The following is a 13,953-nucleotide window of genomic DNA, read 5'->3' as shown; positions in this document are numbered from 1 at the left end:
GAATTGAAGTGCTGAATGGCTGAGCATAATCCGTTTCGCTTTAGTAAAAGAATACGTAATAGCCGATGAATCCTTCATCGGCTATTATTAAAGGCGATAAGAAAGGGATTACTGGTATGCGAGAATATAATTCACCTGAGCCTGAACATTACCTGGTGTAGCCGTTTTGCCAGGAATTGGCTCCATACGGGCCTTAAAGTTTAGCTCCTGATAGGCATTTGCGGTTGGGAATGGCACATCAATTGTCTGACCTAAAGTCACTTTATTACTGCCGCTATCCAGTAAGCGAACGCCAACACCTGTTGCGCCACCGATATTGCCATCCAGGGTGTTTTTCATCAGGCTGGTATCACCGCTATCAGTGCTTGCGGAGGTAAAGGTGACCATCACTTTGTTGATGGTGGTGGTGCCTTGCCCGGTCGTTTGCGAAAGAACACAGTCCTGAAGGTGGATATTAACATCTACAGGGAGAGCATTTTTACCGCTATTCAGTACGCTGTCGGCAACTTCACCTAATTCAATCGTCTGATTTTCGTCACCGGGTTTGATAGAGCAGGGTGAACTGATTACTTCGCCAGTGAAGGTAATTTTACCTGAGCCCTGGTTATCCGCTGCAGAAGCCGTAAATGTCAGACCAGAAAGTAATGCGGTCATTGCGACTGCAAGGGTAGTCTTGTTAAACATAGAGAGATAATCCTTTATATGAAAATGATGATGCAATAACGGCGGCAATTCACATTGCAACACTTTTTAAACATTGGAGCGGGCAAAATATATCAGCCGCAATATCAATAATCCCGACAGCGTTGCTATAGGGGATTTGTAGTAATTATTAATGAATATTATCTGGTGATGATTTCGCTCGAGGGTATTTTTTTATTCCAGAAATGCGTATCGAGAATTGTGATTAATACTTAAACTTTGAATCTTTTTAAGTAAATGAAGCATTAATTATTTCGCAGATAATAATTGCCATTAATATTTTTTATATGAATTTATGGACGGCAAGAAGTCCGATTTCTTACCCTAATATAGAGAATGGTGATGGTTGACTTTGTGCAGATAATAAAAATTGCGCTCCCCTGACAAGCGGAGCGCAATCAATCAACCGATACCGGCAGACTGTAATAAGACCAGGCTCAACCCCATCACCGACATACCGCATAACACGCCATAGCTCGGGTTGTTATTAGGGTCGATCTCTTTGGCAAGCGGCATGAGCTCATCAACCGACAGCGCCACCATAATCCCGGCCACTGCCGCCATAATGGCTGCCATTACCACCGGTGAAATCAGACTGCCAAGAATCAACCACGCCAGCACCCCGCCGAGGATCTCCGCCATACCGGAAATGCCCGCCCAGAATACCGCCTTACGTTTGGATCCGGTGGCCGCATAGACCGGGCCAGCCACCGCCAGACCTTCCGGGATATTGTGCAGCGCCACTGCCAGCGCAATACCAAAACCTAACTCCAGATTGTTGCTGGCAGTCACGTAGGTGGCGACGCCTTCCGGGAAGTTATGCAGGCTGATCCCCAGGGTCAACAACAGCGCGGTGCGTCTGAGGTTTCCGGGTAGCGGCTGACTCCCTTTTTGCATCAGATCCTGCGGATGCGCATGGGGTAACATTCTGTCCAGCGCAAAGTAGCCCAGCAGGCCAAACACAAACATTCCGTAGCCAAGTACGGGCGACATCCCTTCCGTCCCGAGGGCGGCGGGCAACATCTCCATCAGGGAGATGAGCAGCATGATGCCGGCCGCAAAGCCGAGGGAAAAGGCCAGCACCCGGTTAGAGGGCTTCTGGCCCAGTACGCCAAGCATCGCACCGATAAAAGTGGCGGCGCCTGCAAGAATAGTCAGAATCAGGGGAACTGACATTCACCTCTCCTTATGATAATGATTCTCATTCATATTAAAGGCTAAATGCGCACAATGCGAGTGGGTACAGAAGCCTTTACAGATCCCTTACATTCAAATTTCCTGATGATCTTCATCATGGTTATCTGAGTTCATCTTAGCCAGATAACGGATAAGGTAAAGCTATCAAATCGACACCTTATGTAAGGATATCATCATGACTTCTCCTCGTATGCCAGCGCTGTTTTTGGGTCATGGTAGCCCCATGAACGTGCTGGAAGATAACGTCTATACTCGCGCCTGGCGTCATCTGGGAGAGACGTTGCCGCGTCCGAGAGCTATCGTGGTGGTATCCGCACACTGGTTTACCCGTGGCACCGGCGTTACCGCAATGGAAACCCCGAAAACGATCCACGATTTCGGCGGTTTCCCGCAGGCGCTGTACGATACGCACTACCCGGCACCCGGCTCGCCAGCACTGGCGCAGCAGCTGGTGGATCTGCTGGCGCCTGTCCCTGTCACCCTCGATAAAGAGGCATGGGGCTTTGACCATGGCTCCTGGGGCGTGTTGATCAAGATGTACCCGGATGCCGACATCCCGATGGTGCAACTTAGCATCGACAGCACCAAACCAGCGGCGTGGCATCTGGAAATGGGCCGTAAGCTCGCGTCTCTGCGCGATGAGGGCATTATGCTGGTAGCCAGTGGCAACGTGGTACATAACCTGCGTACAGCGCGCTGGCACGGGGAAAACACGCCATATCCGTGGGCGACGGCATTCAATGATTACGTGAAGATGAACCTGACCTGGCAGGGGCCCGCAGAGGAACATCCTCTGGTCAACTATCTGGAACACGAAGGCGGCTCGCTCTCGAACCCGACGGCGGAACACTTCCTGCCGCTGCTCTATATCCTGGGCGCGTGGGATGGTCAGGAACCAGTTACCACGCCGGTGGATGGCATCGAGATGGGCAGTTTGAGTATGTTGTCGGTGCAGGTGGGGTGAGGAGATGCCCCTTCTCCGTGTGGGAGAGGGGTGAGGTAAAGGCATCAGGCTGCACAAACCCCGACTGGTAGGCCGGGCAGGCGAAGTCGCTACCCGGCACCATGGCTTATTCCACAAAAATATGCGGATAGAAGCGTGACAGATCCTGGGTGATCAGCGCCCGATCTTCGCGAATACCGATCCCGGCTGGTTGATCGTTGATCAGCCAGCTGCCAATCAGCATATAGCTATCGCCATACTTCGGCAGTTGATAGAACTGCTGGACGATCATCCCTTCTTCGCCATACGGCCCTTCTACCGCTTCCACGGTATTACCGTTTTCGATAATCGCCACGTTGGCACCTTCGCGGGAGAAAATCGGCTTTTTGACATACTTATCCATCGGCGGATAGTCATCTTCCGCGAAGTACGCTGGCAGCAGGTTCGGATGGTCAGGGAACATCTCCCATAGCATCGGCAGCAGGGCCTTGTTGGAGATGATGCTTTTCCATGCCGGTTCCAGCCAACGCACACCCGCATCTTCCAGCTTGGTGGAGAACACTTCGCGCAGCATGTATTCCCAGGGGTAGAGCTTGAACAGATTACTGATAACCTGATCCTGGGTGTCGGTGAACTGACCTTTTTCGCCCAGCCCGATATCTTCGATATAGAGGAACTCGCTGGCAACCTCGGCTTCGGCTGCGCAATCCTGCAAATACTGCACCGTGCCGCGATCTTCGACTGTGTCACGACAGCAGGCAAAATGCAGCAGGCTAAAACCGTGCTGCTCGCGCAGTTCAGCGAAACGTTCAATCAGCTTTTCCTGCAGGCTGTTGAACTGATCGCTGCCTTCTGGCAGATGGCCGGCGTTCAGCTGATCTTCAAGCCAGATCCACTGGAAGAAGGCCGCTTCGTACAGCGAGGTTGGTGTATCGGCGTTGTTCTCGAGCATCTTCGGCTCGCCGGTGCCATCCCACGCCAGATCGAGGCGCGAATAGAGCGACGGCTGATGCGTCTGCCATGACTGACGTACAAAGCTCCAGGTGTGCTTCGGAATGCGGAATTTGGTCAGCAGCTCATCGCTGGCAATGACTTTCTCCACCACCTTAAGGCACATCTGATGCAGTTCTGCCGTCACCGCTTCCAGCTTTTCAACCTGGGCGAGGGTCAGTTTGTAATAGGCATCTTCACACCAGTACGGCTCGCCGTACATGGTGTGAAAGTTGAAACCGTATTCGGTGGCTTTTTCGCGCCAGTCCGGGCGCTCAACAATACTGACTCGTTCCATTATCAGCCGCCCATAGAGCGTGATGAAGCGCCGGTCGCGCTACGCTGCATGGTGTTCTGTTTGGCAACAGAATCACCAAAGCCGCCGCGGGTCACGGTGCTGGTGGTGGCCGGTTTTGGCGCCATCGCGGTCTTAGGTACGTTCATGGTGCGGCCCGGCTGGGCTGCGCCATAACCTTTGCCGCTGGCATCGGTGTACTGGCCGTAAGCCGGGCTGGCCGGGTTCTTCGAGCTGAACAGCGGCTGCTGTTGATAGCCCGCGCCGCCGCTCATCAGGCGGCCCATCATGTAGCCCGCCATCAGTGGCATCCAGAAGCTACCGCTGGACTGCGCCTGCGCCTGGTTTTCTGCTGGCGCGGTGCCAGCCTGCGCCGGGGCCGGAGCCTGCTGGCACTGGCCTTCACCGAACTCTGCCACGCAGTCTTCACGGCTGGCGTATTTCGGCGCGGTACGTTCCGCTTCCTTCAGAGCGTTGTTGTACGAGGCTGTACACTCCGCGCTTTTGCCGGTAGCAGCCGCACAGTCATCGGCATTCTGATAGAGAGAAACCGTTTCGTCGGTTTTTTCACAGCCTGCCAGCATAAACGCGGCGCTCAGCGCCAGGGCGACAGGGGTGAAATGACGCGCGTTCCAGCTTTTGCGGAACGAGGCGTGATTAATGGATTTTGTCCGTTTCATAATTGTCTTCCAGGACCCAGTGGTAAAACACAGCAAATAACGCTCAGAATAGAGGATGAGTGGTGGAAATTGAAGCGACGGAGGCGAAACAGGGGGATATTTACGTTGGCTTACGTTTTTTTGTCGGGCTGCTCGTTTATAAACCCGACCTGGAGAACCCAGGCCGGGTATTCGCATCAGTTACGGGCAGGGGTAAGCGCCGAAGCTTGAGTCAGAGTATTGCCGTTATAACCGTCAGCAGAGGCGTCCTGCTGTGGATTTTCTGGTGCCACGGATTCCGGCGTCGTGGAGATCGGTTTACCCAGCGCGGCATTCAGCGCCACCAGATCCTGCTCGTTCAACGTACCCAGCGCTGATTTGATATTCAGCTGGTTAATCAGGTAGTTGTAACGGGCGTTGGAGAGCTGCTGTTTGGCGTTGTACAGCGTGGTGGTCGCGTCCAGCACATCAACAATGGTACGGGTACCTACGGAATAACCGGCTTCCGACGCATCCAGTGAGCTTTGGGCAGAGACAACGGCCTGTTTGTAAGCGTTGATGCTGCTGACAGAGGCGTTCACGTTGTTAAACGAGGAGCGTACGGTCTGCACAACGCTGCGGTGCGCGCTTTCAAGCTGCTCGCTGGCACCCACGAAGTTGTACTGCGCCTGTTTCACCTGTGAATTGACCTGGCCGCCCTGATAGATCGGCAGAGAGAAGCTCAGGCCGATTTTGTTCTGGCCAACATCGCTATCGCTGTACTGACCGGCGGCGGCTCCGCTGGTTCTGGAACCGCTGTAGCTGGTGTTAGAGAGGCTGCTGGAGGCGTTCAGGCTCAGGGTTGGCAGATGACCATCCTGTGCCAGACGGATCTGCTCGCGAGCCAGATCCTGGTTCAGACGGGCCTGCAACAGGCTCAGGTTACGGTTTTCAGCTTCTTTCAGCAGGGCATTCACCGCCTTCGGCTTTTCAGCTTTGAAGCGATCCACGTTCAACGATGCCAATTGCGGGTAGTAGTTACCGGTGACCTGACGCAGCTGTTCAACGGCGTTATCCAGGTCGTTACGCGCGGTAACTTCGTTCGCCAGCACGCTGTCGTATTGTGAACGGGCGTTCTGCACGTCGGTGATGGCAACCAGGCCCACGTTGAAACGCTGGGTGGTCTGATCGAGCTGACGATAGATAGCTTGTTTCTGCGCTTCGGTGTAGGAGAGCGTATCGATTGCGCTCAGCACGCGGAAGTAGGCCGTTGCGGTGTTGAGGATCAACGTCTGCTGGTCGGTCTGGAAGGTGACATCCTGGATACCGGCAGATTTCTCCTGCAGGCTCAGATTACGCCATTTAGACATATCGAACAGCGTCTGGGTTAACTGGAGTGAACCGCTGGTGACATTGGAGTCAACGCCGTTAGCATCACGGTAACCGTTGTTATAGCTATAGTCTGCACCTAAACCCAGCTGTGGTAATAAAGGGCTACGTGCTTCATTGATCTTTTCAAAGGCAGCATCACGATCGGCAGCGGACTTACGCAGTTCCGGGTTGCTCAGACGTGCCTGCTTATAAACTTGAATCAGGTCCTCTGCCTGACTCACCGCGCTGAAACCCGTCAGGCTCAGGCCGATGAGGATGGGGAGCAATTTCTTCATTTGCTTTCCTTGTTGTGAAGCTTAGTTAGCGCTGATCTAATTAAAAATATCTACCGATTCTAGCAGACTTCGCCACTGCAAAAGGTTGGCGTTCCGTGCCATGCGGCAGTAACTTGCACCAATTTACCATACTGTAGTAGAAACCGCAGTTGAGCAGAATTGAATTTCACCCTAACGCCACCATTTATACCAGGATGCAAAAATGGATAAACCAGAAAATTTGCCAGTGACTTTCACAAAAAACGATGTAGAAATTATTGCACGAGAAACGCTCTACAGCGGATTTTTTTCACTGGAATTATACCGTTTTCGCCATCGTCTGTTTAACGGCGAAATGAGTGGCGAAGTGAGACGCGAAATTTTTGAGCGCGGGCATGCTGCAGTCTTGCTACCCTTTGACCCAGTGCGCGACGAAGTGGTACTGATAGAGCAGATTCGCATTGCCGCGCTGGATACCAGCGAAAGCCCGTGGCTGCTGGAGATGGTGGCCGGGATGGTGGAAGAGGGCGAGACGCCGGACGATGTCGCCCGCCGCGAGGCGATGGAAGAGGCCGGGCTTAATGTCGGTCGCACAAAACCGATCACCAGCTATCTGGCAAGTCCTGGGGGCACCAGCGAGCGCCTTTCCGTTTTGGTTGGCGAAGTGGACGCCACGACCGCACAAGGGATTCACGGTCTGGTTGATGAAAACGAAGATATTCGTGTTCATGTGGTAAGTCGGGAGCAGGCTTATCAATGGGTAGAGGAGGGGAAAATCGACAACGCGGCTTCTGTCATCGCTTTGCAATGGCTCCAGCTGCATTATCAGGACTTACGAAACGAGTGGAAAAAATGAAGCGTTATACACCTGACTTCCCTGAAATGATGCGCCTGTGCGAGACCAATTTCGCACAATTGCGCCGACTACTGCCGCGTAACGATGCGGTCGGTGAAACAGTGAGCTATCAGGTGAGCAACGCGCAGTATCGGTTAACCATTGTTGAATCAACCCGTTACACCACACTGGTGGAAATTGAGCAAACCGCGCCGTCCATCAGCTACTGGAGCCTCCCGTCAATGACGGTGCGGCTTTATCATGACGCGATGGTCGCTGAAGTGTGTTCAAGTCAGCAGATCTTCCGCTTCAAAGCGCGGTATGATTACCCAAATAAAAAGTTGCATCAACGTGACGAAAAGCATCAAATTAATCAGTTTCTGGCCGATTGGTTAAGATACTGTTTAGCACATGGAGCGATGGCGATTCCGGTTTGTTAGCGTCGTAAACCTACCTAAGGACACCATTTGGAAAGCCTGTTGAACCTGACTGTTGCTGGTGGGGCGCCAGTCAGGGTATTGCAAATTACTGATACTCACCTGTTTGCCAATAAGCATGAAACCCTGTTAGGTGTAAATACCTGGGAGAGTTATCAGGCTGTTCTGGAAGCCATTCATGCTCAGAATCGCCAATGCGATCTGATTGTCGCCACGGGCGATTTGGCACAAGATCAAACCTCCGCGGCTTATCAGCATTTTGCTGAAGGTATCGCGAGCTTTAACGCGCCCTGCGTCTGGTTACCCGGTAATCACGATTTTCAGCCTTCAATGTACAGCGCGCTGCAGGATGCGGGCATTTCGCCTGCGAAGCGGGTTCACTCGGGTGACAGCTGGCAAATCCTGCTCCTCGACAGCCAGGTTTTCGGCGTGCCGCACGGCGAGCTGAGCGACTTTCAGCTGGAGTGGCTTGAAGCCCGGCTCGAGGCAGAGCCTGATCGCCATACCCTGCTTTTACTGCACCATCATCCCCTGCCGGCAGGATGCAGCTGGCTCGATCAGCACAGCCTGCGCAACTCTGCCGCGCTGGATCAGGTGCTGGAGAAATTCCCGCGGGTCAAACATTTACTCTGCGGCCATATTCACCAGGAGCTGGATCTCGACTGGAACGGCCGTCGTCTGCTGGCTACGCCGTCCACCTGCGTACAGTTCAAACCGCACTGCGCGAACTTTACCTTAGACACCATTGCCCCTGGCTGGCGCTGGCTGGACCTGCATGCCGACGGCTCGGTAACGACCGAAGTCTGCCGCCTGCAAGGCACGCAGTTCCGCCCGGATACGGCGTCAGAAGGCTACTGATGTCTGCGCTCCTCTATCTGCACGGGTTCAACAGTTCCCCGCGCTCCGCAAAAGCGACGCTGTTTCGACAGTGGCTGGAGGTGCATCATCCGCACATCCAGATGATCGTCCCGCAACTGCCGCCATACCCGGCCGAGGCTGCCGAAATGCTGGAAGCGATTGTCATGGAGCACGGCGGCGAACCCTTCGGTGTGGTGGGATCTTCCCTCGGCGGCTACTACGCCACCTGGCTGTCCCAGTGCTTTATGGTGCCAGCGGTGGTGGTCAACCCGGCGGTGCGGCCTTTTGAGCTGCTGGTGGGCTATTTGGGTCACAACGAGAACCCCTACACCGGACAGCAATATGTGCTAGAGTCACGCCATATTTACGACCTCAAAGTTATGCAGATTGATCCGCTGGAAGCGCCAGACCTTATCTGGCTGCTGCAACAGACGGGTGATGAAGTACTGGATTACCGCCAGGCGGTGGCGTATTACGCCTCCTGCCGCCAGACTATAGAAGAGGGCGGTAATCATGCCTTCACGGGCTTTGAGGATCATTTCACCCAGATTGTCGATTTTCTTGGTCTGCACAGCCTCTGACAATCGCTGCGAATTGCTAGTTTAAATCATGACGCAAACCTATAACGCTGATGCCATTGAGGTACTCACCGGGCTTGAGCCGGTTCGCCGCCGTCCGGGGATGTACACCGATACCACGCGCCCAAACCATCTGGGCCAGGAAGTAATTGATAACAGCGTCGACGAAGCGCTGGCGGGTCATGCCAAACGCGTCGACGTTATTCTGCATGCCGACCAGTCGCTGGAAGTCATCGACGACGGTCGCGGCATGCCGGTGGATATCCACCCGGAAGAGGGTGTTCCGGCGGTTGAGCTGATCCTCTGTCGCCTGCATGCGGGCGGCAAGTTCTCCAACAAAAATTACCAGTTCTCCGGTGGCCTGCACGGGGTAGGTATCTCCGTGGTCAACGCCCTGTCAAAACGCGTTGAAGTCACCGTGCGCCGCGACGGCCAGGTCTACAACATCGCCTTTGAAAATGGCGATAAAGTGCAGGATTTGCAGGTGATCGGTACATGCGGCAAGCGCAATACCGGTACCAGCGTCCACTTCTGGCCGGACGAAAGCTTTTTTGATAGCCCACGTTTCTCCGTCTCGCGCTTAACGCACATTCTGAAAGCGAAAGCGGTGCTCTGTCCTGGGGTGGAGATCACCTTCAAGGACGAGGTTAACAACAGCGAGCAGCGCTGGTGTTATCAGGATGGCCTGAATGACTACCTGGCCGAAGCGGTAAACGGTTTGCCCACCCTGCCCGAAAAACCGTTTATCGGTAACTTTTCCGGTGATACGGAAGCGGTAGACTGGGCGCTGCTGTGGCTGCCGGAAGGCGGCGAGCTGCTGACCGAAAGCTACGTGAACCTGATCCCGACCATGCAGGGCGGAACGCACGTTAATGGCCTGCGCCAGGGCCTGCTGGACGCGATGCGTGAGTTTTGTGAATACCGCAATATCCTGCCGCGCGGCGTGAAGCTGTCAGCAGAAGATATCTGGGAGCGCTGCGCCTATGTGCTGTCGGTCAAAATGCAGGATCCGCAGTTTGCCGGGCAGACCAAAGAGCGTCTCTCCTCGCGCCAGTGCGCGGCGTTCGTTTCGGGCGTGGTGAAAGATGCCTTCAGCCTGTGGCTGAACCAGAACGTGCAGGCAGCGGAAATGCTGGCCGAAATGGCCATCTCCAGCGCCCAGCGGCGTCTGCGTGCGGCGAAGAAAGTGGTGCGTAAAAAGCTCACCAGCGGCCCAGCGCTGCCGGGCAAGCTGGCGGACTGCACCGCGCAGGATCTGAACCGTACCGAACTGTTCCTGGTGGAAGGGGATTCCGCAGGCGGGTCAGCCAAACAGGCGCGCGATCGTGAATATCAGGCGATCATGCCGCTGAAGGGTAAGATCCTTAACACCTGGGAAGTCTCTTCCGATGAGGTGCTGGCGTCGCAGGAGGTGCACGACATCTCCGTGGCAATCGGGATTGATCCTGATAGCGAGGATTTGAGCCAGCTGCGTTACGGCAAGATCTGTATCCTCGCGGATGCGGACTCCGATGGTCTGCACATCGCTACCCTGCTGTGTGCGCTGTTTGTGAAGCACTTCAGAACGCTGGTGAAAAACGGTCACGTCCACGTCGCGCTGCCGCCGCTGTACCGTATCGATCTCGGTAAAGAGGTCTATTACGCCCTGACGGAAGAAGAGAAAGCGGGCGTGCTGGAGCAGCTCAAGCGTAAGAAGGGCAAACCGAACGTGCAGCGCTTTAAAGGGCTGGGCGAGATGAACCCGTTACAGCTGCGTGAAACCACCCTCGATCCCAACACCCGCCGTCTGGTGCAGTTGACCATCAGCGATGAAGATGAGCAGCAGACCAACGCGGTGATGGACATGCTGCTGGCCAAGAAGCGCTCGGAAGATCGTCGCAACTGGCTGCAGGAGAAGGGCGACCTCGCGGATATCGAAGGCTGATCCTCTCTGGCAAGGTAATAGCAAAAAGGCAACCCAGGTTGCCTTTTTTAATGTTTGCATCCTCTGACCGCAGGGCAGAGCCGGGGCGAGGCGCTCAGGCCGCACCGTGATTCTTCCGGTATTGCAGGGGCGTCTCACCGATGCCCTTTTTAAAGGCGCTGATAAAATAGGTCACATCGGAAAACCCCACCCGTGCGGCGATATCCCGCACGCTGGCATCAGAGTGCAGCAGACTCTCGCAGGCCTTACGCAGGCGTAACGTATTCAGGTAATCGTGGATCTTCTCCCCCGTTTCGGCGTGAAATTTCCGCGACACATAGCTGCGGGATTTCCCCAGCTCGTCTGCCAGCGCATCAAGGCTGAATTTTTGCTGATAATGCTCATCAAGCCAGAACATCACCTGGCTGGCGATGCCGCGGCTGTTGCCGGGCTGGCCTTCATCGTCATGCGGCAGCATGGCAAACAGGCCGATCAGCAGGCTGGCGATCCGCTCGCTGTTCATCGGCGGCGAGTAACAGCTGAAGAGATGATCGAGATGGCTGTGGCAGTGCGCCATATCCGCCACCCAGGCTTCTCCCCCGCGTTGCGACAGCTTCTGTAGCCGCTGCTGGGTCTGCGGAAAATCGCGCAGCGCCTTCATTACCGCATGCTGGTCGAGATGAATAATGGTGCGGCGGTAGTTGGCTTCGGCCTGCGGATCCACCATCACCTTATGCAGGGTAAAGGGCGGAAAGAAAAACAGCCGCCCCGGGCGCATGGTGTAGTGGCGGTTATCGACAATCGCCACGCCAAAGCCTTCTTCGACATAGAGAATTTCCAGACACTGGTGCCAGTGATGATAGCGCACGGTGTTGGCGAACAAACGACTGAACGACACGATGGTGTCGTTAAGGGCGATAAGCTCCAGATGTTCCGCTGTGGGTGTCTCACGCATAGTGCAATAAAACTCAACTTTTCCCTTTCCTTGTCACTTTATAAACCACCTTTTTAAATTTCCTTAACTGCGGGTTTATTCATCTCTCACTCCTGTGACCCGGCTAACATTTCTGCACCTTGCTGATTAACTATTCTTTGCCGCAGTTGATTACGAGGATGGACCTATGTGCGCGGCAAACAAAGAAAAATCAAATCCGTTGTCATCCCGCCAGGATCTGGTGGCGGCACTGAACACCCTGCTTGCGGCGGTAGACACGCAGTTCCCGGCGGGCCGTTCTCGCTTTTCGCTGGGCGACACCAGCGCGCACTACGCCACGGATGTTGCGCAGATGGAGGGGCTGTCCCGCGTATTGTGGGGGCTGTTTCCGCTGATGGCCGCCGGCGACAGCACCCCGTACAGCGACAAATACATCGCCGCCATTAAACAGGGCACCGACCCGCACAGCGCAGGTTACTGGGGCGAGGCGGGGCCTTACGATCAGCGTCTGGTGGAGATGGCGGCCTATGGTCTGGGGCTGGCGCTGTTGCAGGAGAACCTTACCGAACGGTTTAGCGAACGTGAACTGATGAACCTGCACGCCTGGCTGAACCAAATCACCGACGCGACGATGCCGGACAGCAACTGGAACTACTTCGCCATCATGGTACAGCTCGGCTTTAAGCGTGCCGGACTGCCTTATGACCAGCAGGCCATCGATCGCCGCTTTGCGATGATGGATGCCTATTATCTGGGCGATGGCTGGTACTCCGACGGCCCGGGGCGGCCAAAGGATTACTACATCTCAATGGCGTTTCACTTCTACGGCCTGATCTACGCCACTCTGAGCGGCGATGAGGCGCGGTCAGAGGTGCTGCGTCAGCGATCCGCCCTGTTTGCCGAAGACTTTATTTATATGTCTGCTCCCGACGGCGCCTCGGTGCCCTTTGGCCGCAGCCTGACCTACCGCTTCGCGATGGTCGCCTTCTGGAGCGCAGTGGCCTTCTCCGGGCTGGAGGTGTTCACGCCGGGCATCGTGAAGGGGATTATCCTCCGTCATTTGCGCTGGTGGCAGCAGCAGCCGATTACCGATCGCGACGGGATCCTGACCCTCGGCTTTGCCTACCCGAACCTGGCGATGTGCGAAGATTATAACTCCCCTGGTTCGCCCTACTGGGCGCTGAAAACCTATCTGATCCTGGCCCTGCCGGAGAGCCATCCGTTCTGGCAGGCCGACGAGCAGCCGCTGCCCACGCTTGCTGAAACGCGCGTCATTCCCCATGCCCAGCAGATCCTGATCCACACCGATCATGTCACCCTGCTCACCGCCGGGCAGCTGGAGCTGAACAACTACGTCAACACCGAGGCGAAATACACCAAATTTGCCTACTCCAGCCGTTTCGGTTTCACCATTGAGCGCGGGCGTTTCGGCCTTAAGCATGCCGCCTGTGACTCCATGCTGCTGCTGGCCGACGGCGATAACTACTTCCGCGGACGCCGCGAGTGCGAAGCGGTCCGCATCGATGAGAATTACATCTTTTCGCGCTGGTCGCCGTGGCATGACGTTCATATCGAGAGCTGGCTGGTGCCCTTTGGTGAGTGGCATCTGCGTCTGCACCGCATCAACAGCGCCCGCACATTGCAAACGGTTGAAGGTGGATTTGCGGTGATGAAAACCGAACCGCAGCTGAGCGAACGGGGCAGTTATCTGAGTGCAGCTAACGGCAGCAGCGCCATTGTCGATCTCTCACCTGCCGTTACCCGCCAGCCGGACTGCGTAGTAACGCCGCCAAACAGCAGCGTCATGTTTGCCGACTGCGCCGCCATTCCGGTACTCGCCACCACAGTTCCACAGGGCGAGAGCTGGCTCTGCTGCGCGGTGACGGCCTCCGTTAACAATAAAAACAGGACAGAACCCCCTCAACTGGACATCAACAATAACCAGGTCGTCATTCGCGTGCCTGGAAGCGAACGTCAGCTGTCGTTCATTTTATAAA

13 protein-coding genes are annotated in these 13,953 nt (G+C 55.2%); 7 read left to right on the top strand and 6 right to left on the bottom strand.

The annotated features are described in order from the left end of the window. Positions 1-108: 108 nt before the first annotated feature. Together ABIE02_RS14795 and zupT are read right to left on the bottom strand one after the other, a co-directional pair. The gene (locus tag ABIE02_RS14795) at positions 109-684 is read right to left on the bottom strand and encodes a fimbrial-like protein (protein WP_144883373.1); all 576 of its coding nucleotides are present in this window, start codon (positions 682-684) and stop codon (positions 109-111) included. Between the two features lie 420 nt (positions 685-1,104). Then, positions 1,105-1,878 (bottom strand): zinc transporter ZupT, encoded by a 774-nt coding sequence (zupT, locus tag ABIE02_RS14790; RefSeq protein ID WP_032614195.1) that lies wholly within the window; start codon positions 1,876-1,878, stop codon positions 1,105-1,107. Positions 1,879-2,074: 196 nt separating this feature from the next. Here zupT and ygiD point away from each other — a divergent pair, with 196 nt between their 5' ends. Then, entirely contained in the window at positions 2,075-2,863 is a 789-nt protein-coding gene (ygiD, locus tag ABIE02_RS14785) for a 4,5-DOPA dioxygenase extradiol (RefSeq protein ID WP_336994977.1), read from the top strand. Between the two features lie 106 nt (positions 2,864-2,969). On the opposite strand, the gene ABIE02_RS14780 is transcribed toward ygiD, so the two are convergent. The 3 genes from ABIE02_RS14780 to tolC all read right to left on the bottom strand — a co-directional run bounded on the left by ABIE02_RS14780 (position 2,970) and on the right by tolC (position 6,432). After that, positions 2,970-4,130 (bottom strand): glutathionylspermidine synthase family protein, encoded by a 1,161-nt coding sequence (locus ABIE02_RS14780; RefSeq protein WP_163604271.1) that lies wholly within the window; start codon positions 4,128-4,130, stop codon positions 2,970-2,972. 2 nt (positions 4,131-4,132) lie between these two features. After that, complete coding sequence (locus ABIE02_RS14775; protein WP_336994978.1) at positions 4,133-4,807, bottom strand: DUF1190 family protein; 675 nt, start codon at positions 4,805-4,807, stop codon at positions 4,133-4,135. A gap of 176 nt (positions 4,808-4,983) precedes the next feature. Then, a complete protein-coding gene (tolC, locus tag ABIE02_RS14770; protein WP_148569627.1) occupies positions 4,984-6,432 on the bottom strand; it encodes an outer membrane channel protein TolC in 1,449 nt (482 codons plus the stop codon). A 202-nt stretch (positions 6,433-6,634) separates the two neighbouring features. Between tolC and nudF the strand changes: the two genes are divergently transcribed. Genes nudF through parE form a run of 5 tightly spaced genes read left to right on the top strand, consistent with a single transcriptional unit; the run spans position 6,635 to position 11,043 of the window. Next, positions 6,635-7,267 (top strand): ADP-ribose diphosphatase, encoded by a 633-nt coding sequence (gene nudF, locus ABIE02_RS14765; RefSeq protein WP_032614184.1) that lies wholly within the window; start codon positions 6,635-6,637, stop codon positions 7,265-7,267. Continuing rightward, positions 7,264-7,686 carry a DUF1249 family protein gene (locus tag ABIE02_RS14760; RefSeq protein WP_032614182.1) on the top strand — a complete coding sequence of 141 codons (423 nt, stop codon included), beginning with the start codon at positions 7,264-7,266 and terminating at the stop codon, positions 7,684-7,686. The genes nudF and ABIE02_RS14760 overlap by 4 nt, the downstream gene beginning before the upstream one ends. A gap of 27 nt (positions 7,687-7,713) precedes the next feature. Then, positions 7,714-8,541, top strand: coding sequence for a 3',5'-cyclic-AMP phosphodiesterase (cpdA, locus tag ABIE02_RS14755; protein ID WP_032614179.1), 828 nt, complete (start codon positions 7,714-7,716; stop codon positions 8,539-8,541). Further along, complete coding sequence (yqiA, locus tag ABIE02_RS14750; RefSeq protein WP_032614177.1) at positions 8,541-9,122, top strand: esterase YqiA; 582 nt, start codon at positions 8,541-8,543, stop codon at positions 9,120-9,122. Before cpdA ends, yqiA begins: the two co-directional genes overlap by 1 nt. Positions 9,123-9,150: 28 nt before the next feature. Next, on the top strand, positions 9,151-11,043 hold the full coding sequence (parE, locus tag ABIE02_RS14745) for a DNA topoisomerase IV subunit B (protein ID WP_032614175.1): 1,893 nt from the start codon (positions 9,151-9,153) through the stop codon (positions 11,041-11,043). Between the two features lie 94 nt (positions 11,044-11,137). On the opposite strand, the gene ABIE02_RS14740 is transcribed toward parE, so the two are convergent. After that, positions 11,138-11,977, bottom strand: a complete 840-nt coding sequence (locus tag ABIE02_RS14740) for an AraC family transcriptional regulator (RefSeq protein WP_336994979.1) — start codon at positions 11,975-11,977, stop codon at positions 11,138-11,140. A gap of 166 nt (positions 11,978-12,143) precedes the next feature. Between ABIE02_RS14740 and ABIE02_RS14735 the strand changes: the two genes are divergently transcribed. Continuing rightward, positions 12,144-13,952 carry a DUF2264 domain-containing protein gene (locus tag ABIE02_RS14735; RefSeq protein WP_336994980.1) on the top strand — a complete coding sequence of 603 codons (1,809 nt, stop codon included), beginning with the start codon at positions 12,144-12,146 and terminating at the stop codon, positions 13,950-13,952. Position 13,953 lies beyond the last annotated feature (1 nt).

Source organism: Leclercia sp. 1548 (genome assembly GCF_050435045.1).
GTDB classification, from domain to species: Bacteria; Pseudomonadota; Gammaproteobacteria; order Enterobacterales; family Enterobacteriaceae; genus Enterobacter; species Enterobacter adecarboxylatus.
Note: the sequence above shows the minus strand (reverse complement) of the source record. Positions and strands in the feature narration are given on the sequence as shown.

Excerpts from the sequence above, each read along its gene's own strand:
- yqiA (WP_032614177.1), top strand. The coding sequence starts at position 8,541 with ATGTCTGCGCTCCTCTATCTGCACGGGTTCAACAGTTCCCCGCGCTCC.
- ABIE02_RS14795 (WP_144883373.1), bottom strand. The coding sequence starts at position 684 with ATGTTTAACAAGACTACCCTTGCAGTCGCAATGACCGCATTACTTTCT.
- ABIE02_RS14775 (WP_336994978.1), bottom strand. The coding sequence starts at position 4,807 with ATGAAACGGACAAAATCCATTAATCACGCCTCGTTCCGCAAAAGCTGG.
- nudF (WP_032614184.1), top strand. The coding sequence starts at position 6,635 with ATGGATAAACCAGAAAATTTGCCAGTGACTTTCACAAAAAACGATGTA.
- ABIE02_RS14760 (WP_032614182.1), top strand. The coding sequence starts at position 7,264 with ATGAAGCGTTATACACCTGACTTCCCTGAAATGATGCGCCTGTGCGAG.
- ABIE02_RS14735 (WP_336994980.1), top strand. The coding sequence starts at position 12,144 with ATGTGCGCGGCAAACAAAGAAAAATCAAATCCGTTGTCATCCCGCCAG.
- ABIE02_RS14780 (WP_163604271.1), bottom strand. The coding sequence starts at position 4,130 with ATGGAACGAGTCAGTATTGTTGAGCGCCCGGACTGGCGCGAAAAAGCC.
- ABIE02_RS14740 (WP_336994979.1), bottom strand. The coding sequence starts at position 11,977 with ATGCGTGAGACACCCACAGCGGAACATCTGGAGCTTATCGCCCTTAAC.
- zupT (WP_032614195.1), bottom strand. The coding sequence starts at position 1,878 with ATGTCAGTTCCCCTGATTCTGACTATTCTTGCAGGCGCCGCCACTTTT.
- ygiD (WP_336994977.1), top strand. The coding sequence starts at position 2,075 with ATGACTTCTCCTCGTATGCCAGCGCTGTTTTTGGGTCATGGTAGCCCC.
- parE (WP_032614175.1), top strand. The coding sequence starts at position 9,151 with ATGACGCAAACCTATAACGCTGATGCCATTGAGGTACTCACCGGGCTT.
- tolC (WP_148569627.1), bottom strand. The coding sequence starts at position 6,432 with ATGAAGAAATTGCTCCCCATCCTCATCGGCCTGAGCCTGACGGGTTTC.